This window comes from Flavonifractor sp. An92, from assembly GCF_002159175.1.
Lineage (GTDB): Bacteria > Bacillota > Clostridia > Oscillospirales > Oscillospiraceae > Pseudoflavonifractor_A.
The window spans coordinates 1-25177 of record NZ_NFGZ01000011.1; the positions used below are offsets into that span (position 1 = coordinate 1).

Sequence of the window (25177 nt, forward strand, 5' to 3'; positions counted from 1 at the left end):
CGGCTTGACCTCGATATGGGTGTCATAGGGAGACTGGTCCGAGTGATACACTTCGACGTGGGCCGGGCCCTCCACGGGCTTAATGGGCCGCCGGGCCAGCGGCCTGGGCGGGGGAAACGCTGGTCTCGGTATCGGCGTCCTTGGCGCCGAGGATGGCCTTGGCCAAGGCAGCAGCGGCGATGGCGAGGTCGGGGCACTTGACGGTAACGGTGATGTCCATAGATTAGTCCTCCTTTTATTTCTCCAGCTCCCGCTGCTCGGCCTTCTTGTAGACCATGTGCGCGGCGTAGCTGATGGCCTGCATCAAGTCGAGCTCGCTAGAGCCCTTGACGCGGAAGTAGGCGCTGTACAGGATCTGCCCGCCATAGGTAACACTGAACCGGACCCGATCCGGCTTGACCTCGATATGGGTGTCATAGGGAGACTGGTCCGAGTGATACACTTCGACGTGGGCCGGGCCCTCCACGGGCTTAATGGGCCGCCGGGCCAGCGGCTTGGGCGCATCGGGGCGGACATCAGAATCAGCGAGGTCGAAGAGGCGCTTGAAGAGCTCATACTTCCGGGTGGGCATATAACCGTCCTGGAGCACGCGCGACATGAAGCCATGGGAGCAGCCCATCTCCTCCGAAATCTTGGTGAGGGAATAGCGGTTCGCCTTGGCCCAGTTCTGGATTTTCACGGGGTCAATGCTGGTGGTGTTGACGATCATAACTGTGCATCTCCTTCATCTTTTACACTTTGGCGGCTAAGGCCCAGCCCACAAGGCTGACGATGTACGCGAGGACGAAAATCGCGATAGCTCGCTGAATGTTGGCCCGGCGCTTCTCCTGGCGCCGGCGCTCGACACGGTAGCGGTACCGCTCGGCTCGCTTCTCTCTGGCACCCATGCATTACACCTCCTTTGCGGTTGGATATTCACGGGAGTCCACAATCGCCTTTGCAATCGCGTCACTCTCGTATCTGACCACGGCCCCGATTCTCACCTCTGGGACCATGTGGCTTGTAAGCCAGTCCCGCGCAGCAACGCGGTTTCGGTAGCCAAGCTCTCTCGATACCTCGGCCATTGTCATCATCCCGCCGTACAGACGACGGAGCGTGGCCTGCTTCGCTTGGAGCTGTACCGGATAGCTCGCGGGGGTCACGACATGCCACGCCTCTCAACGAGGCGCTGGGCCACGATGTCGGTGTCGTACCGACGGCGGCCAGAAATCAGAGTGGACGGGATGTCAAGCTCTCGGGCGGCTTTCAACGTGGCGCCCCGGGAGCTGAAGCCCAGCTCATGAATCAGATCCGTGGTGGACATGAGCCCACCGTACTCAGCGCGGAGAAGCCGGCGCTTCTGCGCAATCTCCTGGGATAGGGTCATTGCGGTCACCTCCTCACACTTTATATGGCTTGACCACCTTGCCCGTGGCCGGCGCATACATGGCCTCGTACCCGGGCCATCTCACGCACATAACACAATCGAGCACCCACAAGAAGGAGCACTGCTCGATAGGGGGGATTTTGTGCCCAGCCGCCACGATGGCGGCATGGGCGGATCGTTCTCTCTCGGTAGGCACAGACTACTCCTCCTTCTCGGCGCTGACGGCGCCACGGTTCTCGACGTCCGAAGCCTCGGAGTTCAGACTGAGGCCCTGGGCCACGCCCAGCAGCTGATACTGCCGCTCGGGGGGCAGCTGCTGGCTGGCGGTCAGGATGTCATCGACCAGCTGCTTTTGCTTCTCGCTCACTGTGTTCACCTCCTGTCGTGTGAATACATCATAGCACCACAGTTATGTATTGTCAATACAAAAATCACAAAAATGTCTAGCACCGTGTATTGACAATACAATGGGGCCTGGGCTATAATGTGTAGCAGAAAGGAGGGATCCGATGAACGAGCGAATAAAACAAATCCGCCTCGCTCTCGGCCTATCGCAGGACGAGTTCGGGCGGCGGCTCGGCGTGACGCGCGGCGCTATTACCAATATAGAACTCCATAAAGTAGATCCGAAGCCGCTTTTTGTAGACTTGGTCTGCCGGGAGTTCTCTGTGAACAAAGACTGGCTTGAAACCGGAGTGGGCGAAATGTTCAGTCCAAAGACGCGAAACGAAGAGCTGTTTGAGTTCGCAGCCAGGGTGGCCGAGGGCGATCCGCGGTCTATCCAGTCCCAGCTGCTGGCCGTTATGGCTCGTCTGACTGACGAGCAGTGGGAAGTCCTTGCCCAGGTGGCGAAAGAGCTCGTCGAGGAAATGAAAAAAGCGGACCCGGATTAACCGGGCCCGCAGGAGGGCGCTATTTGATGATCGCCTGGACGATTCTCAGAATCAGTTCAAGCTGTCGGGCGCTGGCTTTGTCCAGCAACAGGTTGATACGTTCAGTGAGTATTTTCGGCGTCATATAGCGCCCTCCCCTCCCTCATAACAGAAATCAGGTGTTCTAGGATATTATAGAACGCTTGTTCTATTTTTGCAAGGGTAAAAAGATGCAACAACGCGGCTATGGAGACTGGAGGTGCATATGCGGTACATAAGGAAAACAGCGCGTTATGGAGGCAAAAAATACGAAGCCTATGGCAAAACTGAGCTGGAGGCAATGACAAAGCTGGCTGAGAAGCTGGCGGCGGCGAAGCGTGGAGAAGAGCTCGTAAGCGGGTCAATGACGGTGGACGCCTGGTATCGCGAGTGGAAGGCGACATACAAGGATCCGAAGGGCCTTACAGCCAAAAGCCTCGGTATGTACGACGAAAAATACCGGGGATACATTAAGCCTGCCATTGGGAATCTGAAGCTGAAGGATGTCAAAGATGTCTATTTGCAAAAGCTGCTCAACAGTCAGGCCGGGAAGTCAGCGAGTCATGTAAAGAAGCTGCGCATGGTGCTCCAGGAGCTTTTCAGGCGAGCACGGCAGTCCAGACTCATACCATACGACCCAGCCGAGATGCTGGAGCTCCCGGTCGTATCGGAAGGCAAGCGCCGGTCGATCACGGAGGCCGAGCGGGCCGCCATATTGGCCGTGGCGCCACAGCACCGGGCCGGGCTCTGGGTGCTGACTATGCTCTACACCGGTATGCGCCCGGGTGAAACGGCTACGCTGGTATGGGCTGACGTGGACTTCGACCGGAATGAGATTCATGTCCACACCGCATGGGAGAGCGGAAGCGGTCGTATAAAGGGGCCAAAGACAGCCGCCGGGGTTCGGGATATCCCGATTCACGCCGATCTTCGATGGCGGCTCCTGGAAGCCAGAGGGGAGCCGTTCGCCCCCGTGTTTCCGACGGGGTCTGGCGGGCGGCAGAATGAGAATAGCCTTCGCCGGATGTGGACCGGGTTCAAGCGGGAACTCGACATCTATATGGGCGCGGAGCTCTACCGAAATAAGATCGTGCGCTCGGTAGTGGCCGAGGACCTTACGCCCTATTGCCTTCGGCACACGTTCTGCACGGACCTCCAGCGCGCGGGGGTAGCGATCAATGTGGCCAAGGAGCTCATGGGCCATTCGGACATCCAGACGACGGCCAACATATACACACACCGGGATAGCGATACGCTGCACAGCAGTATGGCGCTTCTGGACGGCAGCGGTGGTAAAGGTGGTGGTACTGGAGAGGGTGTGGAATGTAAATCCGTTGCGCGGTAATGACTTCGGGCCATAGCGGTACACTGCTTCCGGTTCTGAATGTTGGGGGTTCGAGTCCCTTCGGGCGTACCAAAAGTCCTGCAGCTATTTGGCTGCAGGACTTTTTTGTATTCCGGGAGTGGGTGGCAGCTTATCGCCGGTCCGGTTCCGCTCGCCGCAGCGGCAGTATCAGCAATCTCTATAAAGCGGCAGGAAAAAACAAATCCACATGCGGCGGCAAAAATGGTATACTTTACATCATGTTCCGATCAAACCGGCAGTATATGTGAACAGAGTGAAAGGTGCGATTATGGTCAGACTGCAAACATGTTCCGCGGACCTCATGACCCCGGTCGAGCGAAAGAGAGCCATTGAACACGGCGAGAGCTTTGACCGGTTCCCCGCGGTCCCTTTTATGAGCGAATTTAAGTGTGAGTTTTCCGGCATCACCCCCAAAGACCTCTGGTATGATCCGGTCAAAATGGTGGAGGCGGAGATCCTGCCCTTTAACCGCTACGGGTATGACCGTATGGTGCTCGGGCCGAATACGCGCGGGATCGCGGAAGCGCTGGGCGCCAGCTTTGTGTATCCGGCCCAGGGGGCGCCATACCTGGAGACGCCCTATCTTCAGGAGTATGTGCAGCTGGACACCATGGAGCCTGTGGACGCGTTCCGCAGCCCCAGGATCCAGATCTTTGCTCAGGCCGCGGAGCTCCTGGCCGAAGAGGCGGGGAACATCGTCCCACTGGAAATGAGCATCGGAGGGCCCTTCACCATCGCGGCCAATCTGCGGGGCGTGGAGACGCTGCTCCGGGATTGCAGAAAGCACCCCGAAGAGATCCACCGCCTGATGCGCCTGGTGACCGAGAGCCAGAAGAGCTGCATCGACCTGGCCGCCGTCTATGGGTTCGGCATTGCCATGGCGGAGCCGGTGGCAAATCCCGGCCTGCTGGGGCCCAAGATGTATGAGGTTTTCGTATTTCCCTATACCAAAGAGCTCACCGACTATGCCGCGGAAAAAACGGGGAAAAAAGTCTCCCTCCACATGTGCGGAAAGACGGACCGCATCTGGAAGTACCTTTCCCAGTATCAGCTGAATGAAGTGAGCCTGGACAACATCGTGGATTTGGCGCTGGCCGCGGAAGAGCTGGGAAGTCAGGTCCCGATCGCCGGAAACGTCGATCCGGTGGGCATCATTCTGAATGGGAGCCCGGACGAGATCCGGCAGTCTGTCCTGGCGTGTATCCAGCAGGGAAGCAAGGCCGCGAAGGGCTATACCCTGGCCACCGGGTGCGACATTCCGGAGATGACCGCCCCGGAAAAAATCGATTCGTTCATGGAGGCCGCGCGAGAAATATCGAAAATACTGATAAAGGGCGACCATTTATAGACAATCCAAATTGGAAAAGCGTGGATTCTGGTGTTATACTGTCACTTACGCATAACAGCATAAAAATACCGTTGTTTGCAGGAAGACAGGATCGTAGGAGGAAGAATCAAATGCGCAAAAGAGTGTTCAGTCTTATGCTCGCGGCCACGATGGTCGGTATGACTCTGGCCGGGTGCAGCACGGCCGGAAAGCCCCAGGATTCCGACAGTGCCAGCAAAACCCTGGATGTGTGGCTGGCGCCCCTGGATGACGACACGAAGAACAACTGGGACAGCCTTCTGACCGAGTGGGAGGAAGAGCACGACTGCGACGTGAACATCACCGTCATCCCCTGGGACAAGTACCAGGAGACCTATACCACCGCCATGAGCTCCGGCGAGATCCCGGATGTGGGCTATATGTATAACGAGATGTTCCCCACCTTTATCGAGGCCGGTGCGGTGGTGGACATGTCCGAGTACATCACCGACGAGGACCGCGCGGAGTACAAGTATCTGGACAACGGCAACATCATGGGCGGCCAGTACGGCTGGCCCATCGTGACCGGCGTTCCCTTTATCCTCTACTACAATGTGGACATCCTCAACGAACTGGGTGAGGAGCCCCCCGAGACCTGGGACGACTTCGTCCGCATCTGCCAGAAGGCCACCCAGGACACCGACGGCGACGGCCAGATCGACCAGTACGGCTATGCTGTGGGCATGAACACCAGCGACATCGGCCCGGTGCAGATCCTGAACGCCTACTACTACAGCGTGCTGTGGCAGAACGGCAGCAACATCTATAACGACGACCTGAAGTCTGTGGCCTTCGCCAACGAAGCCGGCGTGGAGGCGATGACCTGGATGAAGGACCTGACCCAGTACATGAACCCCGACTTCATGTCCTATTCGTGGTCTGAGGCGTTTTCCACCATCTTCGGCACCGGCAAGGCCGCCTTTGGTGTCAACCGCTCTTCCCAGACCGATGAGACCACCTATGCCGAGGCCTATCCCGATCTGAACTGGGATTATGTGACCTCCCTCAAGAATGTGGACTACGGCACCTTCGGCGCGACCGACTCTCTGACTCTGATGTCCGCCGCGGAGGACAAGGACCTGGCCATGGACTTCATCAAGTACGTGACCAGCGCCGAGTTCATGGAGCAGTATCACGCCAAGTGCCCCGGTGCGGCTCTGACGGAGACCGAGTCCTACGTGGGCGACCCCAAGATGGAGCGCATCTACACCGAGGACAAGGACAAGTGGCACGGGATCCAGGTGGGCCCCTGCAGCTCGGACATCCTGACCCAGCTCGCCGCCGATCTCCAGGGCATCATGACCGGGGAGCTGACCGTGGAAGAGGGCCTGGCTGAGGCGGAGGAGTACTCCAACAACCTGCTGAACGAATACTGGGCCGAGCAGGGATAACAGCATAAAAGAAGAAAAGCCCGCCGCGTGTGGGCTTTTCTTTTATCTAATTGTGTCATAGAGGAACTGAGAAGATGAAAAAGAAAGCGGATATCCGAAAGATCGAACCCTACCTTTACATCACACCCATCACCCTGATCCTGGTTACCTTCGTGGTCGGGTCTGTCCTCATCTCCATTTTTCTGGGCTTCTGCAAATACAATATTATTACCCCGCCGCAGTTCCGCGGGCTCGGAAATTACATCAAGCTGCTCGACGACAGCAAGTTCATCAAGGCGCTCTGGAACACCATCAAGCTGGAGCTCTATATCGTCCCGCTGCAAATGGTCAGCGGCCTCCTGATGGCCGTGTTCCTGCTGGCCAACCGAAAGCACCTGCTGGGCAAGATCGCCAACTGCGTGATCTTCATCCCGTTTTTGTGCTCCAACGCGGTGGTCGGCGTGGTCTGGCGGGAGCTGCTCAACGGCAAATTCCCGCCGGTGGAGGCCTTCTTCGGCCTCTTCGGCATCCAGCCGTCCATGCTGCTGGGCGATTCCAAAAGTGCGCTGGTGGTCGTGGCCGGTGTAGCCATCTGGAGGTGGATGGGGTACTATACCGTCATCTTCCTCTCCGGCCTCATGGCCATCTCCAAGACGTACTATGAGGCGGCGAAAGTGGACGGCGCCGGCAAGATCCGGAGCTTTTTCTCCATCACCCTCCCCATGATGAAGCCCACCATCATCATGGCCCTCTTTCTCTCGATCACCACGGCCCTGCGCAACTTTGAGCTGATTTTCAACCTCACTGGCGGCGGCCCCAACAACGCCACCACGGATCTGGTCATGTACGCCTACACGCTGTGCTTCAAGTCCAATTCCGCCGGCTATGCCATGGCCGTGTCCAATGTTCTGTTCGTGCTCGTGATGATCGCCGCGCTCTTCCAGAAACGGCTTTTGAAGCGGGAATCGTCCGAGCTGTAAGACTTCCGAAAAAGGTTGGAGAAACATCTATGAGAATCATGAAAAAAGCCTTCGGCAGAGGACTGGCGGATCTGATTCTGATCGGGATCATCCTGGGGAGCATCTTCCCATTCCTTTATATGTTCCTGATGTCCTTCCGGAGCACCATCAACGCCTACGATTTCAGTTTTTCCCTGGACAAATTCACTTTGCAGCAGTATATCAAGATCTTCCAGATGGACTATTTCGTCAATTATGTGCTGAACAGTGTCATCGTCGCGGTGGCGGGCGTGCTGCTGACCCTGACCGTCTGCTCTCTGGCCGGCTATGCCTTTGCCAAAATGAATTTCAAGGGGAATGACAAGCTCTTTCTGTTCCTGTTCCTGACCCTGATCGTGCCCTCCGAGGTCATTATCGTGCCTCTGTTCCTCATCACCAAGGGATTGGGCTGGCTGAACACCTACCAGGCCCTGATCCTGCCTCTCCCCACGGCCTTCGGCGTGTTCATCATGCGTCAGGCCATTCTGGACATCCCGTCCGACCTGATGGACGCGGCCAAGCTGGACGGATGCGGAAATCTCCAGACTCTGGTGCGGGTCGTGCTCCCCATCGTGCGCGGCGCGCTCCTCACCCTGGCCATTTTCACCTTCGTGGGGGCGTGGAACAATTTCCTGTGGCCGCTGGTGGCGTGTACGCGGCAGGAGATGAAGACCCTCCCGCTGGCCCTGAGCGCCATGAAAACCCAGTACAATACCGATGTGGGCCTGACCATGGCCTGCGCGGTCATCAACTTCCTCCCCCCGTTCCTCTTCTACCTGTTCATGCAGAGCAAATTCAAAGAGGGCATGACCCTGGGAGGCGTCAAGGAATAAACGGTACCATACGTCCGGATAACAGAAGGCCCCGGGGGAATCCCCCGGGGCCTTCTGCATCGATATACGCTCGGATACCCGTAAAAATCAGGCGGTTGCCACCAGTTCCCGGGCCCGCTTGGCGGCCTCGGCGGCGTTGCTGGTGTAGGCGTCGGCGCCGATCTTCTCCGCGAAAGCGGTAGAGAGAGGGCCGCCGCCCACCATCACCTTGAACTGGTCCCGGATGCCCTCGGCCACCAGTCCGTCAATGACCTTTTTCATGTTGCCCATGGTGGTGGTCATCAGGGTGGACATGCACACGATGCCGGTGCCCATCTCCTTGGCCTTGGCGATGAACTCGCTCACCGGCACATCGCGGCCCAGGTCGTGGACGTCGAAGCCCGCCGTCTCCATCATGATCTTCACCAGATTCTTGCCGATGTCGTGGGTGTCGCCCTCCACCACGCCGATGAGGACGCCGCAGCCCTTGGAGCTGTCGTCCCGCTTCAGGTGGGGCTTGAGGATCTCAAGGCCGTTGTACATGGCATCGGAGCAGATGAGCAGCTCCGGCACGAAGTACTCCTCCTCCTCGTAGAGCTGACCGGCCTTCTCCATGCCCTTGGCCAGGCCCTCGGTGATGCCCTCGTAGGCGTCGAACCCGGCCTCTACGTACTCCTTGGCCACGTTGACGACCGCATCGTCCTCCATCTCCAGTACGCAGCGGGCCAGTTCCGCCAGCAGCGCATCCTTCTCTGCCATTTTTCTCATCCTTTCTCTACCACTTGACTTCGTATACCCAGCCTCGCTTTGCCGCCAGCAAATTGAGGCAGAAATGTCCCACAATGCCCCCCTCCGGGTGGCTGCGGCAATAGGCCATGAGGGCCTGACCATAGGTCTCCACGGGAGTGTCCGGCTCCCAGCGCTCCAGACGGGCGGAACCGGTGTCCAGCAGGCTCTGGGTCATCTTGCCGCACAGGTGGATCACCACGCCGGGGTTGTCCTCCCGCAGATGGCTGATGAGCCGCAGACAGGCGGGGAGATAGGTGCCGGTGAAGAATTCTTCACCCAGAATGTCCACCGTGGCCACGGGATCGGAGAAGGAGAGCATCGTCGCCCCGTATTCCACTGCCATGCGGGCGTACTGTCGGATCCAGGTCTCGGTCCGCTCCATCAGCTCCGCTCCCGCCGGTTTACGCAGAGCGGCGAACATCCGCCCCATGGGGAGCAGGGCGTTCAGGAGGGTGAAGTGGCCCTCCACCTCGTAGGAGACCGGGACGTGCTCCGAATGCAGGACATCCATGGCGTCCTGCATGGCCTTCATGCGGGGAAAGTCCAGGTTCAGGGTTTCCGGCAGTTCCTCCACCTTCTTATAGGCGGGCTCCCGCACCCGGGCTCCCTCCAGGGAAAGACTGGGATGGGCTCCCAACCCCTCGCCGCACAGGGTGTTGCAGAAGGGCAGAGTCACCCAGCCGCCCTCGGCCAGTTCCCGGGCAGCAGCCACGATGGCGCCGGGGTCCCGGTGCAGCTGCTCCGGCGTGGTGATGCCAAGGGCCGCCAGCCGCTCCGGCGCGGGGGTGGAGTGGCGGTTGGCCATGGCGCTGGTACACACAAAACGCTCCATTTACACCCCTCCGAATTGCAGAGATTTGGTGAATAGGGCCTCGTATCCCTCCGAAACGGACAGCTCCACATAGGAGATGGTCTGGGCCAGGGCTTCCGCCCGCCGCCGCTCCGCCTGGGAGAGGAGGCACAGCTCCGCCCCCGTCATGGAGGAGTTGCCGATGTAGGAGATTTTCTCGCCCAGACAGGAAGGGAGGATGCCCGCGCCGGTGAGGCTGGCGGGGTCCAGGTGCTTGCCGAACTGTCCGGCCACCAGCACCCGGTCCACCTCCTCCGGCTCCACCTTCAGCTCCTTGAGGAGGGTCAGGATGCCGGAGAGGATGGCGCCCTTGCAGAGCTGGACCTGCCGGATGTCGGCCTGGGTCACATAGAGGCCGTGGGAGGCGTCCAGCACCAGGCGGCGCTTTCCGTTTTCGTCAGTGTCGGTGAGGGGAGAGTCCAGGGTCAGGCGGCCGCTCTTGGCGATGAGCTTATGGGCCACGCCCTGGCTGATGGCCTCCAGCAGGCCGCTGCCGCACAGGCCCCGGGGAGTCGCGTCTCCGATGATGCCCAGCTCGGCCCGCTCCCCGTCCAGACGGACGTGCTCCACCGCGCCGGGCTCAGCCCGCATGCCGCAGGAGATGTTCATGCCCTCCAGAGCGGGACCGGCGGCGCAGGAGCAGGAATACATGCTGCCGTGTTTGCTGAGGATCATCTCGCCGTTGGTGCCGATGTCCAGAAAGAGCACCGTGTCCTCCGCCTCATCCAGCCGGGCGGCCAGCGCACCGGAGACGATGTCGCCGCCGATGTAGGAGGACACCGAGGGGATGCAGTAGACCCGGGCCTGGGGGTGGAGGGACAGTCCCAGCTCGGCGGCGGGGACGGTGACAGCGTGGTGGAACACGCTCCGATAGGGGGCCTGGCCGAGACTGGCCAGGGTGACGCCCAGCAGGGCGTGGAGCATGGTGGAGTTGCCACCCACCGCCACCTCGAAGATGCAGTCCGGCGACTGCCTGATGGAACTTGTCAGCGTCCGGGCGCTCTCGCCCAGGCGCTCTACCAGCACCCGCTGGAGCTCCAGCACGCCGCCGGGGTGCTCCATGTCGTAGTGGATGCGGGAGAGCACGTCCAGGCCGAAGGCTTTCTGGGGGTTCACAAAGCCGTCCTCGGCCAGCCGCTCTCCGGTTTTCAGGTCCAGCAGAGCCACGGCCACCGTGGTGGTGCCGATGTCCACCGCCAGACCGCAGAGGGTCCCGTCGGCCCGCAGGGCCACCGGCGCGCCACCGTAGCGCACCAGCCAGGCGTCCTGCGCTTCGTCCAAAACGGCCCGCTCCCGCATCAGGGAGAGGGGAAGGTCATTTCCAACCTCCAGAGCGGCGCACATGGAGCGGTGGTCCTCAAAGGAGGCGGGGGCCAGGTGGATGGGCTCCGCCGTCACGGCAGGGGCCAGGGGAATGTCCGGCCGCTGGCCGCTGCCCAGCACGCCGCCCCGGCTCTCGTGCAGCAGGCCCAGGGGGTCAATGTCCACCCCCTCCAGCGGCACGGTGAGGCAGGCCAATCGGACGCCATCTGCCCGCTCGGCGGGGGTGAGGAAGGCCTCCTCCTGGGCCGAGCGGGGGCTCACGGCCCCGCTGAGGATGCGGACCTTGCACTTGCCACATAACCCCTTGCCGTTGCAGGGGCTTTCCAGCAGAATGCCCTCCTCCCGCAGCAGCTCCAGAATATTCAGTCCCGCCCGGGGTTCAATGTGCAGCATGGGTTTCCTCCTCTTGGGAGCGGACCGCCTCCATCATCAGGCGGATGCTCTCCAACGTGGTGGTGGTTCCCAGGCCGCAGGCGGGGGCCAGAATGTCCGCGCCCTGCTTCAGGCTGTTCTGGCACAGGGTGCGGATGGTGGCGGCATTTCCGGCGGCCAGGGCGAAGGTGCTGACGTTGCCCATGACCACCATGCCGGGGATGGCGGCGCGGAGCTGGGCCAGATTCACCACCGCGTCGGCGCTCAGGGCGCTGCACTTCAGCTGGGCCAGCTGGGGATAGATGGGCTGGAGTTGGCCGCAGATGTGAATGATCACGCCGCTGCAGCGGGGGCGCAGAGCCTCGCACAGCCGGTTCAGGCAGGGAAGGGCAAACTCCGCAAAGAGCTTGGGCCCCAGAATCTCGCCGGTGCCGCTGGGGTCGGAGATGGTGATGAACTCCGCCCCCGCCTCGATCTGGGCCAGACCGAAGGCGATGAGCCCATCGGTGACCAGGTCCAGCACCTTGTGGGCGTTTTCCGGCTTCTTGCGCAGTTCCTTATAAAAACGGGCGGCATCCACCAGGGAGGAGGCCACGCTGATGGGGCCGGTGAGGTTGCCCATGAGGACCGCGCCGGGGCACCGGGTATGCAGGAGGCTCAGGGCCTCCAGCACGGTATTGGCCCGGCCCTGGTGGGGGTCCAGGGGGTGCAGCTCCTCCCACTGGTCCACCGACTCCACCGCGTAGCGGGTCACCCGGGGCTCGGTGTAGCGGTCGCCCAGGTCCACCCCGGCGCCCATGTTCTCCGCCTCCACCGTCATGCAGAAGGGGACGCCCACGTTGTCAAAGAGGCCGTTTTCATAGGCCGCAGCGGCCAATTGGGCCATGACCGCCGGGTCCTGGTGAGCTTCGGGCCAGTACACCCCGGCCAGGTCCATCAGCTGGGCGGTCATCATGTTCATCATCCCTCCGGGGCAGAGGCAGGGGGGACGGGAGGGGGTTTCTCCGCCAAGGGTCTGGCGGAGAAGCCGGGCAGATGTCGTTTCTTCCATAAATACTCCTTTATTGTTGCTTCAGGCGGCGCTCACAGTCCTGTATGAGCTCGGCCACCCGCTCGGGGCAGATGGGATAGCCCACTTCCCGGACGGTGTCCATCATCGCCTGGATATTTTCTTTGGGGGTGTCCACCGGCAGACTGCACCCGGACATGACCATGTAACCCTTGGGGCTGTCATAGCCGTCCAGGATGCACTTGAGGGTGTGGTACCGCACGTCCAGGGGGGTGCCGGAGAACATGACCACCGCCGGGTCCACGTTGCCCAGGATCTTGACCTTGTTCCCCACCAGCTGCTTGCACTCGGCGAGGCTGGCAACATTGTCGATGCTCAGGCCCGCCAGGCCCAGATCGGCCAAATCATTCCAGATCTTGTTGGTCTGGCCGCAGATGTGGACCACCACGCCCTTGCCGCGGCTCTTGATGAAGTCCACCAGCTCTTTCAGATAGGGCAGGGAGAACTCCCGGAAGGCTTTGGGGCTCACCACCGTGCAGGAGGACATGGGCTCGGAGATGGCGGGGGTGATGCCCAGGTCGATGGCGGCGGCGGCGTAGGCCTTGACGGTCTCCAGCGAGACCTGGCACAGCTTGTGGACGGCCTCGGGATTTTTATAGATCATGCTCAGGGTCTTGTTGACGCCCATGAGGAAAAAGGCGTTGGTGAAGGGCCCCACGATGCCGCAGGAGCAGCCGATCTCCCCCTTGACCTCGTCCTGGAGGTATTTCATGGCGTCCAGCTGGAGGGGCAGACGGCCGTCTTTGTAGGGATCGGCGGGGCGGAGGGAGTCGATCTGACGGACGTCGGTGATGGCGGGCTGGTCCAGGTCGGCGGTCTCGTCGTCGGGGTATTTGACCGTGGCGCCCATGGCCTCCGCCCAGGGAAAGAGATCGGTGAAGATGCGGATGCTGTCGTAGCCGAAATAGCGGTAGGACGCCACCTGAGCCTGGGCCAGCGTCTTGGCGCTGCGGCTGAGCTCCGAGATCTTGCAGCCGTAGATCCGGGCCACGCCGTTGGCCACGTTGGGGTTGCACGGCAGACGGTCCACGGGGAGCCCCTTGGCCAGGGCGGTCGCCCGCTCCATAGGCGTCATTTGATCCTTCATTTGTCAAACCTCCTTAGAACTTATCGACCGGATCATGTGCCGATCCGGTATTTCTTCCCGCTGGAAGTGATAAACAGTTGTAAAAAGGTGGCGTACCGCTGGAAACGGCACAATCCGGAATCAGGAATGTGCCGTTTCTGAGCTGCGGGGATATCGAGGCGTTAGTTTCCATAAATATACATGTGAATCGATTTTGTTTCCTATTTTAGCATAGGAATATACAGTTTAGAAATTGTTTTTATCTATAAAATCTATATTTGCATCTTGGATCAATCTATGAATTTTTTGTGCGCCGCTTGCTGCAAAAGAACCGGGTGAACCGCACGAATGCGAGCTCTTTGATGTGTTCACACTGGAGACGGCAAAGTAGAGAAAAAGCCTGGAACCATTGCGATTCCAGGCTTTTTCGTTTGAATCAGACCTTCAGCTTGAATACGGCCTTTTCCACCTGCACGGGGCCGTCCTTCTGCACCTTGACCATGTGCACGTCCTCCGGGAATACGATGAGGGCCGTTCCGGGGGCCATGGGGCACCAGGTATCCACCGGCCCGTCGTAGCCGATGAAGTCGCTGGCCTCGTCCCGGGTGGTGGGGGTGAGGCGGGCGGCGTCGGTGACGCCGATGCGCTCCTCCCCGGCGAGGACCACATGGAGGTCGGCGTACTGGGCGTGGCCCTCCCAGGCGGCCTCCGCCTCAGGGAGGGTGGTGTAGCCGAAGCGGTTGATGAACACGTTATCCCCATCCACCTCGTTGCGCCCGGGTTTGAGGGCGGAGAGGTCGGCGGTGGCCAGGTAGTCGATGGCGGTGTCCAGCGAGGGGCACAGGCCACGATAACGGGCGATGCGGTCCAGAGTGGTATAGATCATACGAAACCTTCTTTCACAAATTGAGCGGTGGGAACGCCGCGGTCCAGCCACACCTGGATGGGCCTGGCCTGAGCCGGGTCGGGGGCCGGAAAGTCCTCCCGGTAGTGGGAGCCCCGGCTCTCCCGCCGCAGTCGGGCGGCGCGGAGGATGGCCCGGGCGGTGGTGAGCTGTCCGGCCAGACGGCGGGAATCCGCCACGGCGGCGGTCGTCCCGCCCGGCTCCCGGGGGGCCTCCGCCTCCAGAGCGTCCAACTCTTCCAGCGCGGCGGTGAGGCCCTGCTCGCTGCGCAGCACCATGGCGCTGCGGAACATCACGTTCTGCATCCGGCGGCGGAGAGGGGCGCATTCCCGCCAGGTCCAGGGCTCAAAGGCAACATGGCCCGACGGCAGAGGGGCCTGGACACAGGCGGCGGCTGCCGCCCGGCCGGCCCGGCCTCCAAAGACCAGGCCGTTTGCGGTGGAGAGGCCACCGATGCGGTCAGCCCCGTGCATCCCGCCGGTGACCTCCCCGCAGGCGAAGAGACCGGGCACGCCGGTATAGGTGGCGGCGTCGATGGCCACGCCGCCGTTGGCCGCGTGGGCGAAGATGCCAATCTGGACAGGGGCGGCGGCGGTGAGGCCCTTTTCCCGCTCCAGCCAGTCAAAATAGGTGCGGATGAACTCCGGCGGGTCGGCCCGCATTTCCTCCGAGTAGGTGACCTCCACCCCGGCGGGGTCGGCGAGAAAGGCCCGGAAGAGGGCCACGTCCACCGCCCGGTCGGAGAGGCGGCTGGTGAAGGGCCCGTGGCCGGAGCGCTCCTCCAACAGGCGGTGGGTCTCCTCCCCAGGGGGGAGCAGGGGAGCGCCGTCGCCCCGGCGGAAATGGGAGAAGCGGAAGGCCTTTTCGTTAAAGATGGTCTTGGGCGCGGGGGAGAGGTAGCCCGGCATCATCTGCATGAACTCCATATTCACCAGGGAGGCCCCCGCCTCCAGCGCCAGGGCCTGCCCCAGCCCGGAGACGTCGCCGGTACACAGGTGGTAGCGGAAGAGGCTTCCGTACCCGCCGGTGGCCAGCACCAGGGAGCGGCAGCCCAGGTAGCGCAGGGAACCGTCCTGAACGGCCACCACGCCGCAAACCCGGCTGCCGCTGCGGACCAGCTCCAGCACTTCGCAGCCCTCCAGGGTGGTGACGCCCAGGGCCTCCAGCCGCTGGTTGAATACCGGGCGGACGCAGTCAAACTCCAGCCCGTTCCAGTCCCGGGCCTTGTGGTCAAAGCAGGGGATGAATTCCCGCTGGTCCTTCTGCACCGCCCGGCGGAGCTTTACCCCCATGTCCCGCACCTTCTCAATGGCGGGGGCGATGCCGTCCACAAAGACCTCCACCAGGGCCGGGTCTGCCATGCCGCAGCCCACCGCCTGGATGGAGCGGCACAGATCGGCCCGGTCGGATGGGGCTTCCGGTCCGATGAGCCCCAGGCCCCAGGTGCCGGGGTAGAAGCTGGAGCCGGAAAAGAGGTGGGTGCTGGTCAGCAGGAGGACGGAACAGCCGGCCTCCGCCGCCTCCAGGGCGGCGGAAAGGCCGGCGATCCCGCTCCCGGCCACCAGAACGTCCCAGGTATGTTCCAAGGATAGCAGCACGGTTGTTCCTTTCTCCGGGTCAGGCCTGCTGTTCCTGGTTGTACAGGTGGCAGGCCACCATGTGCCCGGGCGCGCCGTGGCAGGTCATGGCCGGGTCCACCTGCTTGCAGATCTCCATGCAGTGGGGGCAGCGGTTGTGGAAGGCGCAGCCGGTGGGCTTGTGGATGGGGCTGGGCACCTCGCCCTCCAGGACCTGGCGCTTTTTGGTCTTGTGGATATCGGGCACCGGGATGGCGGAGAGCAGCGCCTTGGTGTAGGGGTGCAGCGGCTCGTCGTAGAGGGCCCGGGAGTCGGCCACCTCCACGATCTTGCCCAGGTACATGACCACGATGCGGTCGGACATGTACTGCACCACGCTCAGGTCGTGGGCGATGAAGAGGTAAGTCAGGTTCAGCTCTTTCTGGATGTCCTTCATCAGGTTGAGCACCTGGGCCTGGATGGACACGTCCAGGGCGGACACGGGCTCGTCGCAGATGAGGACCTCGGGCATGACCTCCAGGGCCCGGGCGATACACAGCCGCTGCCGCTGGCCGCCGGAGAACTCGTGGGGGTAGCGCATGAGGTAGTCGGGCTGGATGTTGACCATCTTCAGCACCTTCTGCATGATGGCCTCCCGCTCCGCCTCCGAGTTGACGCCGTGGACCTTCAGGGGCTCCTCAAAGGAGGTGTAGATCTTTTTCTGGGGGTTGAGGGCGGAATAGGGGTCCTGGAACACCATCTGGACCTTTTTGCGGAAGTCGAACATCTCTTTGGCGTTGAACTTGGTGATGTCCCGGAATTCCCCGTCGTAGTTGAAGAGGACCTGGCCGTCGGTGGCCTTTTCCAGCATCATGAGGGTCTTGCCCAGGGTGGATTTGCCGCAGCCCGACTCGCCCACGATGCCCAGGGTCTCGCCCCGGTAGACCTCCAGGCTCACGTCGTCCACGGCCTTCACATGGCCGACCACCTTCTTGAAGGCGCCTTTGGTGATGGGGAACCAGGTGCGGAGGTTCTCCACTTTGAAGATCATTTCCTTCTTCTCACTCATCTTACAGCACCTCCGGGAATTCCTGGTATTTCAGGCAGCGCACGCGGTGGCCGGGGGAGAGCTCGAACATGGGGATGTCCCTGGCCCGGCAGGCGTCGGTGCAGAAGGGGCAGCGGTCGGCAAACTCGCACCCGCCCTTCAGATCGGCGGGGTTGGGAGTGGCGCCGGGGATGGTCTCCAGCTTCTGACCGTCGGCCAGACCCAGCACCGGCACCGAGCGGAGCAGCGCCTGGGTATAGGGGTGGCTGGTGCGGTCGAACACGTCCTCCAGGCTGCCGAACTCCACCACACGGCCCATGTACATGACGCATACCTCGTCGGCCATCTCGGCCACCAGACCCATGTTGTGGGTGATGAGGATGATGCTCTTGCCGTCCTTGACCTGCATTTCCTTCAAAAGCTCCATGATCTGGGCCTGGATGGTCACGTCCAGAGCGGTGGTGGGCTCGTCACAGATGATGAGCTCGGGGTTGCAGATCATGGCGATGGCGATGACCACGCGCTGCTTCATGCCGCCGGAGAACTGGTGGGGGTAGCAGTCGATGCGCTCCTCCGGGTCGGGGATGCCCAGCTTGCGGAACATCTCCAGCACCTTCTCCCGGGCCTGCTTTTTGGTCATGCCCTTGTTGTGCTGCAAAAGGCCCTCGGCCACCTGGTCGCCCACCTTATAGACGGGGTTCAGGCTGGACATGGGGTCCTGGAACACCATGGACATCTCCGGGCCGCGCAGGGCGCGCATCTCGGGGCCATGGGGCTTTTTGATGCTCTCCAGGCGGTATTCGGTGACCTTCCCGTCCCGCAGGGCGTTGTACTGGATCTTGTCGGCCTTGACCCGGGCGTTGCTGCCCAGAAAGCGCATGATGGAGTTCATGGTCACGCTCTTGCCGCAGCCGGACTCGCCCACCACGGCCAGGGCGCTGCCCCGCTTGAGCTGGAAGGAGACATTTTTGACGATCTTGACCTCTTTCCGGTCGGAAATAAAGCTGGTATTCAGATTTTCTACATCCAGAATGATCTCTCGGTTGTCCATAATCGCCCCTCCTTACTGCTGCTTGGCGTCCAGCACGTCCCGCAGGCCGTCGCCCAGGAAGTTGATGGCCAGGACGAACAGAGTGATAGCCAGGCCCGGGAACACCCAGATCCACCACTGGTTGGTGACCACGGCCACGCTCTTGGCGGCGTTGAGGATGTTGCCCCAGGTGGGGGTGCTGTCCTGGATGCCCAGGCCGATGAAGCTCAGGGACGCCTCCTGCAGGATGTAGACCGCCACGTTGGTGGTGGTGGAGACGATGATGGGGGTCATGACGTTGGGCAGGATCTGCTTGAACATGATGTTGCTCCGGCTCATGCCGAAGGCCTCGCAGACCTTGACATAGGTCTCGCCCTTCAGGCTCAGGAACTCGTTGCGGACCATGCGGAAGGTGGTCATCCAGCCGGTAAAGACGAAGATGAGCAGGATGTTCACCATGCCCCGGGTGCCCAGGATGGCCACCAGCATCATCACCAGCACCAGCTGGGGGAAGGTCTGGAACAGCTCGGAGATGCGCACCAGTACCATGTCGGCTTTCCCGCCGAAGTAGCCGGCGATGGCGCCCAGCACCGCGCCGATGATGCCGGAGACCACCGAGCAGAACACACCGATGAAGATGGAGTAGCACCCGCCGAACATGACCCGGGCGAAGAGGTCACGGCCGATGGTGTCGGTGCCGAAGAGATGGCCGTTGCCGGGGGCGCTCTTCATATTGGTCAGATCCGGGGTGGCGTAGTCCACGCCCGCGATGGCACAGGCCACGCAGGCCGCCACCATGCCCACCACGATCACCAGGCCCAGGACCGCCAGTTTATTGCGCAGGAACTTGCGGATATTCTTTTTCAGCAAAGAGGAGGCGGCACTTTTGTTTTGCTCTTTGATGCTGACATTGGTCACTTCACTCATAGCGTTTCTCCTCTCTTTCCCTATTCACCCAGGCGGACACGGGGATCCAGCAGGGCGTTGAGCACGTCCACCATAAAGGAACAGATCAGCATGACCGCGGCGATGATCAGGGTGATGACCATGACGGTGGGGTAGTCATTGGAGACGATGGAGTTGGTCATGGTCAGGCCGATGCCGGGGTAGGAGAACACAGTCTCGATGACCACCGAGCCGCCGATCAGGCCGGGGATACGGAACATGAGGATGATGAGCACCGGTTTCATGGCGTTGCGGAAGCCGTGCTTCAGGTAGACCTTCCACTCCGGGATACCCTTGGAGCGGGCGGTCTTGATGTAGTCGCTGTTGAGCACGTCCAGCATGGTGTTGCGGGCATAGCGCATCAGCACCGCCACCATGCCGATGGTCAGGGTAGCCACCGGCAGGAACAGGTGGAGGAAGGCGTCCACAAAGGCGTTTGTGGCGTTGGGGTCCACCCGGTTGGCGGCCGGGAACCAGCCCAGCTTGATGGAGAAGAGCTGGATGAGCAGGATGCCCACCAGGAACTGGGGCACTGCCTGGCCCAGCACGGCAAAGACCCGGCCGATGTAGTCCACCACGCCGTTTTGCCGGATGGCGGAGACGATGCCGATGGCGATGCCGATGATGGAGCTGAACAGCAGGGCATAGCCGGACAGCTCCAGGGTGTAGGGCAATCGGACGGCGATGATGTCCGCGATTTTCTGCCCCTCAAAGGAGTAGCCCAGGTCGCCCCGCACCAGGTCGCCCAGCCAGCGCACATACTGCACCAGCAGCGGGTCGTTCAGGCCCAGGCTCTCCCGCAGCTCCTCCACCAGCTCGGGCGACTGGGCCTGGACCTCCATGGACACCATGTAGGTGATGGGGTCGACACCGGTGGCGCGCAGGCCGAGGAATACGATCAGACTGATGACAAGGAGCATGGGGATCATCAGCGCGATTTTTTTCAGAATGAATTTGAGCATGCTCTCACTCCCATCTTTCTCTCCGTGTTTTTCTGGTTTCTGAAAATGGTCTCCGGCTGCGGAAAAAGGGCGCGGGGCATACCGTCCGTATGCCCCCGGTCGCCCGCCGGATAGAGCGGCGGGGCCTTCCGGGGAGATACTCGCCGGAAGGCCCCGCGCCTTGTTTTGACTTATGTGATTTGTCTGGCAGGGCTGCCTGCGGAACGGTTAGCTGAGGGTCCAGTTCTCGTAGTCGATGTCATTGACAAAGAGGGGATTGCAGAACTCCACGCCCTCGGGCAGCACCACGCGGTTGTTCACATACACATAGTTGCCGATGGTGAACAGGGGGAACTTGTAGAGGTTGGCCTGCTCCAGCTCCTGGAGCTCGGTCAGAGCGGCGTTGCGCTCCTCGGTGGTGATGGCGGCGTTGAAGTCGGCGATGGCGGCATCGAAGGTGGTGTCACCGCCGAAGATGTTGGCGAAGGTGGCGCTGTTGCTGGCGTACTCGGCGTACCACTCGCCCATGGAGAAGGAGCTCAGGCCCTTGAAGCCGATGTCGTAGTCGCGGGTGGTGAACAGGTCGGTGGTGCCGTCGTTGGAGAGGGTGGCCTCCACGGTCAGGCCAGCCTGCTGCAGGTAGTAGACCACGGTGTTGATGAGGTCCACGGAGGTCTGGTCGTTGTTGTAGTAGCAGATCTTCAGGGTGCGGCTCATGTCGTAGCCGGAGGCGGCCAGATCGGCCTTGGCCTTCTCGGCGTCGAAGGTGTACTCAAAGCCGTTGTAGGCCTCGTGGTCGTTGGGCACGCCGCTGTTGATGACGGTGGCGTTGGGGTACAGGGTGGCCAGAGTGGCGCGGTCGATGGCCTCAGCCAGAGCCTGACGGACGGCCAGAGGCTGCATGGCCTCGTTCTGGTTGCCGTCGATGCCCTTCATGTTGAAGATGAAGTACTTGTAGAACAGCACGTCCACGGGGATGGAGGTGTAGTTGTCCAGCGCGGCCATGCCCTCCACCAGGTCGGTGGCGTTGCCGTACAGGAAGTCGGCGGAGTTGGACTGGGCGGCGGTGAGGAAGTCGTTGACGAAGGAGACGGTAACGCTCTGGATCTTGGGGGCGGTGCCCTCATAGTTGGGGTTGGGGACCAGCGTGAAGTAGTTGCCCACGTTGAACTCGCCCACCATGTAGTAGCCGGAGGTCACGGGATCGGTCCAGTAGGAGCAGGTATCGATGCTCTCACCGTCCTCGCCCTCCAGGCAGTGCTTGGGCAGGATGGCGAACTGGGCCAGGATGTTGCGCATCTCGGAGTAGGGGCTGGTGAGGGTCATGGTGATGACGTTGCCGTCGGCGGTCATGGTGTCGATCATGCCGAAGGCGGCGGAGTAGATGCTGTTGCGGCGCACGGCGGTCATGACGGTCTCGATGGACCACATGACGTCATCCACGGTCAGAGGCTCGCCGTCGGACCACTTCAGGCCCTCCTTCAGGGTGATGGTGTAGGTCAGGCCGTCCTCGCTGACCTCCACGCTCTCGGCCAGGTCGGGGCTGGTCTCGGTGAGGGAGGCGTCGGCCAGCAGGAGGGTGCGGAACATCAGGTTGGTGGCCAGGTTGTGGTTCATCCAGGGGGTGGGCACCCGGTCGTCGGTGGTGGAGCCGTCGTTGGTGGACAGGACGATGCGCAGGGAGTCTCCACCGGTCTGGGTCTGACCGGAGCTCTCGGACGGGTTGCCGGTGGTGGTCTCAGCGGGCTTGCCGCCGCAGGCGGCCAGCGCCAACACCATGGTCAGCGCCAGGACGAGTGCAAGAATTCGTTTCATTTCAGTTCCTCCTTAGTTTTGATTTTTGGTCAGCGTCTCCCCGGAGACGCAGGACGGACAGGTTGGCGGGGTTTTCTCAGCGGTTGGGGAGGATGTACTGCTCGTAGACCTGGCGCAGCTCCTTGCGTCCGGCCTCGTCCATGGGGGTGAAGGGGCGGCGCACCCCATTGAGGTGGAAGCCCTCCATCTCCAGGATCTCCTTCACCGAGGCAAAGACGCCGTGGGCACAGATGACCTTGATGACCTGGTTCATCTGCCGCTGCTTGTCCTGGACCTGGGTCAGATCCCCGGCCACAAAGGCGTCAAACACCTTCCGGGCCAGCCAGGGCATGCAGTTGTAGGTGCTGCCGATGCCGCCGTCGGCGCCGGCGGTCAGGCCGGAGGCCAGCATCTCGTCAAAGCCGTTCCACACCGCCATCTCGGGGTGGGCGGTCTTGATCTGCTCCAGGAGGAAGAGGTCGGAGCTGGTGAACTTCACGCCGGCCAGGTTGGTGTTCTTAGCCAGCTCCTCCAGCACCTCCGGCGTCAGGGAGAAGCCGGAGAAGTTGGGGAAGTTGTACACAAACATGGGAAGAGCGGTGGAACCCATGATGTCGTTGTAGTAGCGGATGATCTCCCGAGTGCTGAATTTGTAGTAGAAGGGGCTGATGGCCGAGACCGCGTCGGCCCCCGCCTTCTCGGCGTGGCGGGTGTAGCGGATGGCCTCGTCGGTGGAGATGGTGCCCACATGACAGATCACTTTCCGGCGGCCGGCATTGGCCTCGGTGACGGCCTCCAGGATCTTCTCCCGCTCCTCGGAGGAGAGGAGGAAAGCCTCCGCCGTACTGCCGTTGACATAGAATCCGTCCAGCCCCTGGTCGATCAGGTGGCACACCAGCTTCTGCAGCTCATCGTAATTGACCTTGCCGTCGCCGGTATAGGGGGTCACCAGCGCGGCATAGATGCCATGGTACTGTTCATTCACGATACATTCTTCCCTTCCCAAATTGACTGACTTATTTTCCATCCAGTCCGAGACAGCTCTCCCGGACCATAATGGTAGGCTGAAACAGATAGTACTTCAGGAATTCCTCCCCGGCCTGGTGGTGGGTCATTTCGTAGAGAATCTCAGCGGCCTTTTCACCGATTTCCAGGCTTTTGAAGGCCAGAGAGGTGATCTTGGGGGAGGAGGAGATGTCGATGGGCAGATTGTCGTACCCGATCACGCCGATCTCGCCCGAGATCCGCTTGCCCGCATCCCGGACGGCGCGGCAGACCTCCTGCGCCACATAGTCGTTGAAGCAGAATACCGCGTCCAGCGCGGTGTCCTGCGCCAGCAGCCGGGAGGTGAAGCGATAGATCCCGTCGGGGATCTCCTCCTGGGGAAGAAAGATGCGCCCGCGCTGCACCGGCAGGCCGTACTCCTGCAGGGCACTCACATAGCCCTGGTAACGCTCCACACTGGTGCTGTATTCAAAGCGGGCGATATAGGCGATGTTCCGGTAGCCCCGGCTGAGCAGGTGCCGGGTGGCCAGATAGCCGCCGTAGAAGTCGTTGGATTTGACCACCGGGACCCGGACACCCTCCACACCACGGTGACAGAACACGAAAGGGATCTGGGAGTCCAGCAGGGCCCCGTACAGGTGGGAGGTCAGCTCGGCGCTGCCCGCGATCACCGGGACGATGATGAAGCCGGATACGCCCGAGAGCAGCAGGCGCTTGATGTAGCGATTCTGCTTCTCCGCGTCATCGTCGGAATTGCAGAGGATGACGTTGGCGCCGTGCCGGCAGGCGATGTTTTCGATGCCCCGGGCCAGAGAGGGATAGACATGGTCCATCACATTGGGTACGATGATGCCCCAGTTCTCGGTGGTCTGCACTTTGCCTTTGACTAGTCCGATGACATACGTGCCGCTGCCGTTGCGGGAGTACAGCACGCCTTCGCTCTCCAGCTCTTTGATGGCCCGGTCCAGGGTGGTGCGGTTGGTGTCCAGCTGGGTGCAGAGCGTCGGTCGGGAGGGAAGCCGTGTGCCCGGCTCAAGCTGACTGATTTTTTGAATCAGCTGTTCTTTGATTTCCTGGTATCTCATCTAGATATTCCCTCTGGCATACGATAGAACGCATAGAATTTAAATTATTTTATTGCCGTGGTTTGTGCAAATGATATACTAAACTGAAAAGTATTTCAATAGATTTTATTCATTTCAGTCAGCTTTTTCGATAAAACGGTCAGCACGCTCGAAATGCCAAATATCCCGAGACAAATTTGGTCATTTTATCTCTTCCTTTTTGAAAACCATTTCTTTAAAATACATATATATGTTGGAAATTAGACGGAATTTGGACAAAAATTTAAACTATTTTCCCCGTCAGGAACCGGGGCAGATCTTGAATCGGATGGAAAGGATGAACGGGACATGAAACGATCGGAAATCAATCGGGCGCTGAAGGAACTGGAGGCCATGTGCCAGAAATACTGCTGCTATCTGCCCCCCTTCTGTCACTTCACCCCGGAGCAGTGGCAGAGCATCGGCCATGAATACGACGAGGTCCGGGACTGCATGCTGGGCTGGGACATTACCGACTACGGCATGGGCAAGTTTGACGAGCTGGGCTTCTCCCTCATCACCATCCGCAACGGAAACCGCGCCATGGCCGACAAGTACCCCAAGGTGTATGCGGAAAAGCTGCTCTACCTGAAGGAGGGTCAGTACGCCCCCAACCACTTCCACTGGTACAAGACCGAGGACATCATCAACCGGGGCGGCGGAAATGTGCTCATCCGGGTGTATAACTCCCTGCCCAACGAAGAAATTGATTATGAGTCCGACGTGACCGTCCACACCGACGGGCGGACCTACACCGTCCCCGCCGGCACCCAGATCCGCCTGACCCCGGGCGAGAGCATCCACGTCCAGCAGTTCCTCTACCACGACTTTTCGGTGGAGCCCGGCACCGGCCCCGTCCTGCTGGGCGAGGTGAGCCAGTGCAACGACGACAACACCGACAACCGCTTCAACCCGCCCATGGGCCGCTTCCCGGAGATCGAGGAGGACGAGCCCCCCTACCGGCTGCTCTGCAACGAGTACCCGGCCGCCCGGGACTGATTTTCAGAAAGTCCATATCGAAACAGAACCTGCCGCCAAAGGCCCTGGGGAACCATCCCCGGGGCCTTTGGTGTTCCCGGCGTATGTCCCGGAATTGGGGCGCCGCGCCTGTGCAAAGAACTGTGCACGAAATAAAATCATTTCATGCACACGTGGCTGGAATTTCCTGTGCTATACTGAACGTAGGTTGACCC

General features: G+C 61.1%; 27 protein-coding genes. 7 read left to right on the forward strand and 20 right to left on the reverse strand.

Annotated features, from left to right (window positions below; all coding sequences use genetic code 11):
- Window positions 1-79: 79 nt before the first annotated feature.
- The 6 genes from B5G43_RS17330 to B5G43_RS17340 form a co-directional block, all read right to left on the reverse strand.
- On the reverse strand, window positions 80-220 hold the full coding sequence (locus B5G43_RS17330) for a hypothetical protein (protein WP_158097389.1): 141 nt from the start codon (window positions 218-220) through the stop codon (window positions 80-82).
- A 15-nt stretch (window positions 221-235) separates the two neighbouring features.
- Window positions 236-709: a hypothetical protein gene (locus tag B5G43_RS09150; protein ID WP_087260484.1), complete on the reverse strand. Its 474-nt coding sequence runs from the start codon at window positions 707-709 to the stop codon at window positions 236-238.
- Window positions 710-731: 22 nt separating this feature from the next.
- On the reverse strand, window positions 732-887 hold the full coding sequence (locus B5G43_RS17335) for a hypothetical protein (RefSeq protein WP_158097390.1): 156 nt from the start codon (window positions 885-887) through the stop codon (window positions 732-734).
- 3 nt (window positions 888-890) lie between these two features.
- On the reverse strand, window positions 891-1073 hold the full coding sequence (locus B5G43_RS09155; RefSeq protein ID WP_140397587.1) for a hypothetical protein: 183 nt from the start codon (window positions 1071-1073) through the stop codon (window positions 891-893).
- A 65-nt stretch (window positions 1074-1138) separates the two neighbouring features.
- Window positions 1139-1366: a hypothetical protein gene (locus B5G43_RS09160; RefSeq protein WP_087260487.1), complete on the reverse strand. Its 228-nt coding sequence runs from the start codon at window positions 1364-1366 to the stop codon at window positions 1139-1141.
- Window positions 1367-1565: 199 nt separating this feature from the next.
- Window positions 1566-1733, reverse strand: coding sequence for a hypothetical protein (locus B5G43_RS17340; RefSeq protein WP_158097391.1), 168 nt, complete (start codon window positions 1731-1733; stop codon window positions 1566-1568).
- 142 nt (window positions 1734-1875) lie between these two features.
- Between B5G43_RS17340 and B5G43_RS09170 the strand changes: the two genes are divergently transcribed.
- The 6 genes from B5G43_RS09170 to B5G43_RS09195 all read left to right on the forward strand — a co-directional run bounded on the left by B5G43_RS09170 (window position 1876) and on the right by B5G43_RS09195 (window position 8210).
- Window positions 1876-2259, forward strand: coding sequence for a helix-turn-helix transcriptional regulator (locus tag B5G43_RS09170; protein WP_087260491.1), 384 nt, complete (start codon window positions 1876-1878; stop codon window positions 2257-2259).
- 244 nt (window positions 2260-2503) lie between these two features.
- Window positions 2504-3622, forward strand: coding sequence for a site-specific integrase (locus B5G43_RS09175; RefSeq protein ID WP_087260493.1), 1119 nt, complete (start codon window positions 2504-2506; stop codon window positions 3620-3622).
- Between the two features lie 322 nt (window positions 3623-3944).
- Window positions 3945-4991 carry a uroporphyrinogen decarboxylase family protein gene (locus tag B5G43_RS09180; RefSeq protein WP_275532314.1) on the forward strand — a complete coding sequence of 349 codons (1047 nt, stop codon included), beginning with the start codon at window positions 3945-3947 and terminating at the stop codon, window positions 4989-4991.
- 110 nt (window positions 4992-5101) lie between these two features.
- Window positions 5102-6400: a sugar ABC transporter substrate-binding protein gene (locus B5G43_RS09185; protein WP_087260496.1), complete on the forward strand. Its 1299-nt coding sequence runs from the start codon at window positions 5102-5104 to the stop codon at window positions 6398-6400.
- 74 nt (window positions 6401-6474) lie between these two features.
- Window positions 6475-7359 (forward strand): sugar ABC transporter permease, encoded by an 885-nt coding sequence (locus B5G43_RS09190; RefSeq protein ID WP_087260498.1) that lies wholly within the window; start codon window positions 6475-6477, stop codon window positions 7357-7359.
- A 29-nt stretch (window positions 7360-7388) separates the two neighbouring features.
- A complete protein-coding gene (locus tag B5G43_RS09195) occupies window positions 7389-8210 on the forward strand; it encodes a carbohydrate ABC transporter permease (RefSeq protein WP_242960518.1) in 822 nt (273 codons plus the stop codon).
- A gap of 87 nt (window positions 8211-8297) precedes the next feature.
- Here the strand turns inward: B5G43_RS09195 and B5G43_RS09200 are convergent, their stop codons facing one another.
- The 14 genes from B5G43_RS09200 to B5G43_RS09265 form a co-directional block, all read right to left on the reverse strand.
- Window positions 8298-8957, reverse strand: coding sequence for a corrinoid protein (locus tag B5G43_RS09200; RefSeq protein ID WP_206405019.1), 660 nt, complete (start codon window positions 8955-8957; stop codon window positions 8298-8300).
- A gap of 7 nt (window positions 8958-8964) precedes the next feature.
- Entirely contained in the window at window positions 8965-9810 is an 846-nt protein-coding gene (locus B5G43_RS09205) for a uroporphyrinogen decarboxylase family protein (RefSeq protein WP_087260501.1), read from the reverse strand.
- Window positions 9811-11544, reverse strand: coding sequence for an ASKHA domain-containing protein (locus B5G43_RS09210; RefSeq protein WP_087260504.1), 1734 nt, complete (start codon window positions 11542-11544; stop codon window positions 9811-9813).
- Window positions 11531-12574 (reverse strand): uroporphyrinogen decarboxylase family protein, encoded by a 1044-nt coding sequence (locus B5G43_RS09215; protein WP_087260506.1) that lies wholly within the window; start codon window positions 12572-12574, stop codon window positions 11531-11533. The genes B5G43_RS09210 and B5G43_RS09215 overlap by 14 nt, the downstream gene beginning before the upstream one ends.
- A gap of 10 nt (window positions 12575-12584) precedes the next feature.
- Window positions 12585-13679 (reverse strand): uroporphyrinogen decarboxylase family protein, encoded by a 1095-nt coding sequence (locus tag B5G43_RS09220; RefSeq protein ID WP_087260508.1) that lies wholly within the window; start codon window positions 13677-13679, stop codon window positions 12585-12587.
- Window positions 13680-14094: 415 nt separating this feature from the next.
- Window positions 14095-14544, reverse strand: a complete 450-nt coding sequence (locus B5G43_RS09225; RefSeq protein ID WP_087260510.1) for a YhcH/YjgK/YiaL family protein — start codon at window positions 14542-14544, stop codon at window positions 14095-14097.
- Window positions 14541-16148 carry an FAD-dependent oxidoreductase gene (locus B5G43_RS09230; protein WP_158097392.1) on the reverse strand — a complete coding sequence of 536 codons (1608 nt, stop codon included), beginning with the start codon at window positions 16146-16148 and terminating at the stop codon, window positions 14541-14543. Before B5G43_RS09230 ends, B5G43_RS09225 begins: the two co-directional genes overlap by 4 nt.
- A gap of 31 nt (window positions 16149-16179) precedes the next feature.
- A complete protein-coding gene (locus B5G43_RS09235; protein WP_087260515.1) occupies window positions 16180-17187 on the reverse strand; it encodes an oligopeptide/dipeptide ABC transporter ATP-binding protein in 1008 nt (335 codons plus the stop codon).
- A 1-nt stretch (window position 17188) separates the two neighbouring features.
- Window positions 17189-18217, reverse strand: a complete 1029-nt coding sequence (locus B5G43_RS09240) for an ABC transporter ATP-binding protein (RefSeq protein ID WP_087260517.1) — start codon at window positions 18215-18217, stop codon at window positions 17189-17191.
- A gap of 12 nt (window positions 18218-18229) precedes the next feature.
- Window positions 18230-19123: an ABC transporter permease gene (locus B5G43_RS09245; RefSeq protein WP_087260520.1), complete on the reverse strand. Its 894-nt coding sequence runs from the start codon at window positions 19121-19123 to the stop codon at window positions 18230-18232.
- A 20-nt stretch (window positions 19124-19143) separates the two neighbouring features.
- Window positions 19144-20103 carry an ABC transporter permease gene (locus B5G43_RS09250; RefSeq protein ID WP_087260522.1) on the reverse strand — a complete coding sequence of 320 codons (960 nt, stop codon included), beginning with the start codon at window positions 20101-20103 and terminating at the stop codon, window positions 19144-19146.
- Between the two features lie 207 nt (window positions 20104-20310).
- On the reverse strand, window positions 20311-21897 hold the full coding sequence (locus B5G43_RS09255; protein ID WP_087260524.1) for an ABC transporter substrate-binding protein: 1587 nt from the start codon (window positions 21895-21897) through the stop codon (window positions 20311-20313).
- Window positions 21898-21973: 76 nt separating this feature from the next.
- Window positions 21974-22861, reverse strand: a complete 888-nt coding sequence (locus tag B5G43_RS09260; RefSeq protein ID WP_158097393.1) for an N-acetylneuraminate lyase — start codon at window positions 22859-22861, stop codon at window positions 21974-21976.
- 31 nt (window positions 22862-22892) lie between these two features.
- Entirely contained in the window at window positions 22893-23966 is a 1074-nt protein-coding gene (locus B5G43_RS09265) for a GntR family transcriptional regulator (protein WP_087260530.1), read from the reverse strand.
- Between the two features lie 327 nt (window positions 23967-24293).
- On the opposite strand from B5G43_RS09265, the gene B5G43_RS09270 reads away from it, so the two are divergent.
- On the forward strand, window positions 24294-24983 hold the full coding sequence (locus B5G43_RS09270; protein WP_087260532.1) for a D-lyxose/D-mannose family sugar isomerase: 690 nt from the start codon (window positions 24294-24296) through the stop codon (window positions 24981-24983).
- Window positions 24984-25177: the final 194 nt, after the last annotated feature.

Coding starts and splice junctions, on each gene's coding strand:
- B5G43_RS09215 (WP_087260506.1), bottom strand. CDS start 12,574: ATGGAAGAAACGACATCTGCCCGGCTTCTCCGCCAGACCCTTGGCGGA.
- B5G43_RS09235 (WP_087260515.1), bottom strand. CDS start 17,187: ATGAGTGAGAAGAAGGAAATGATCTTCAAAGTGGAGAACCTCCGCACC.
- B5G43_RS09170 (WP_087260491.1), top strand. CDS start 1,876: ATGAACGAGCGAATAAAACAAATCCGCCTCGCTCTCGGCCTATCGCAG.
- B5G43_RS09190 (WP_087260498.1), top strand. CDS start 6,475: ATGAAAAAGAAAGCGGATATCCGAAAGATCGAACCCTACCTTTACATC.
- B5G43_RS09150 (WP_087260484.1), bottom strand. CDS start 709: ATGATCGTCAACACCACCAGCATTGACCCCGTGAAAATCCAGAACTGG.
- B5G43_RS09200 (WP_206405019.1), bottom strand. CDS start 8,957: ATGAGAAAAATGGCAGAGAAGGATGCGCTGCTGGCGGAACTGGCCCGC.
- B5G43_RS09205 (WP_087260501.1), bottom strand. CDS start 9,810: ATGGAGCGTTTTGTGTGTACCAGCGCCATGGCCAACCGCCACTCCACC.
- B5G43_RS09265 (WP_087260530.1), bottom strand. CDS start 23,966: ATGAGATACCAGGAAATCAAAGAACAGCTGATTCAAAAAATCAGTCAG.
- B5G43_RS09270 (WP_087260532.1), top strand. CDS start 24,294: ATGAAACGATCGGAAATCAATCGGGCGCTGAAGGAACTGGAGGCCATG.
- B5G43_RS09210 (WP_087260504.1), bottom strand. CDS start 11,544: ATGCTGCACATTGAACCCCGGGCGGGACTGAATATTCTGGAGCTGCTG.
- B5G43_RS09255 (WP_087260524.1), bottom strand. CDS start 21,897: ATGAAACGAATTCTTGCACTCGTCCTGGCGCTGACCATGGTGTTGGCG.
- B5G43_RS09160 (WP_087260487.1), bottom strand. CDS start 1,366: ATGACCCTATCCCAGGAGATTGCGCAGAAGCGCCGGCTTCTCCGCGCT.
- B5G43_RS09250 (WP_087260522.1), bottom strand. CDS start 20,103: ATGCTCAAATTCATTCTGAAAAAAATCGCGCTGATGATCCCCATGCTC.
- B5G43_RS17335 (WP_158097390.1), bottom strand. CDS start 887: ATGGGTGCCAGAGAGAAGCGAGCCGAGCGGTACCGCTACCGTGTCGAG.
- B5G43_RS09175 (WP_087260493.1), top strand. CDS start 2,504: ATGCGGTACATAAGGAAAACAGCGCGTTATGGAGGCAAAAAATACGAA.
- B5G43_RS09155 (WP_140397587.1), bottom strand. CDS start 1,073: ATGATGACAATGGCCGAGGTATCGAGAGAGCTTGGCTACCGAAACCGC.
- B5G43_RS09240 (WP_087260517.1), bottom strand. CDS start 18,217: ATGGACAACCGAGAGATCATTCTGGATGTAGAAAATCTGAATACCAGC.
- B5G43_RS09185 (WP_087260496.1), top strand. CDS start 5,102: ATGCGCAAAAGAGTGTTCAGTCTTATGCTCGCGGCCACGATGGTCGGT.
- B5G43_RS09180 (WP_275532314.1), top strand. CDS start 3,945: ATGACCCCGGTCGAGCGAAAGAGAGCCATTGAACACGGCGAGAGCTTT.
- B5G43_RS09245 (WP_087260520.1), bottom strand. CDS start 19,123: ATGAGTGAAGTGACCAATGTCAGCATCAAAGAGCAAAACAAAAGTGCC.
- B5G43_RS09195 (WP_242960518.1), top strand. CDS start 7,389: ATGAGAATCATGAAAAAAGCCTTCGGCAGAGGACTGGCGGATCTGATT.
- B5G43_RS09220 (WP_087260508.1), bottom strand. CDS start 13,679: ATGAAGGATCAAATGACGCCTATGGAGCGGGCGACCGCCCTGGCCAAG.
- B5G43_RS17330 (WP_158097389.1), bottom strand. CDS start 220: ATGGACATCACCGTTACCGTCAAGTGCCCCGACCTCGCCATCGCCGCT.
- B5G43_RS09225 (WP_087260510.1), bottom strand. CDS start 14,544: ATGATCTATACCACTCTGGACCGCATCGCCCGTTATCGTGGCCTGTGC.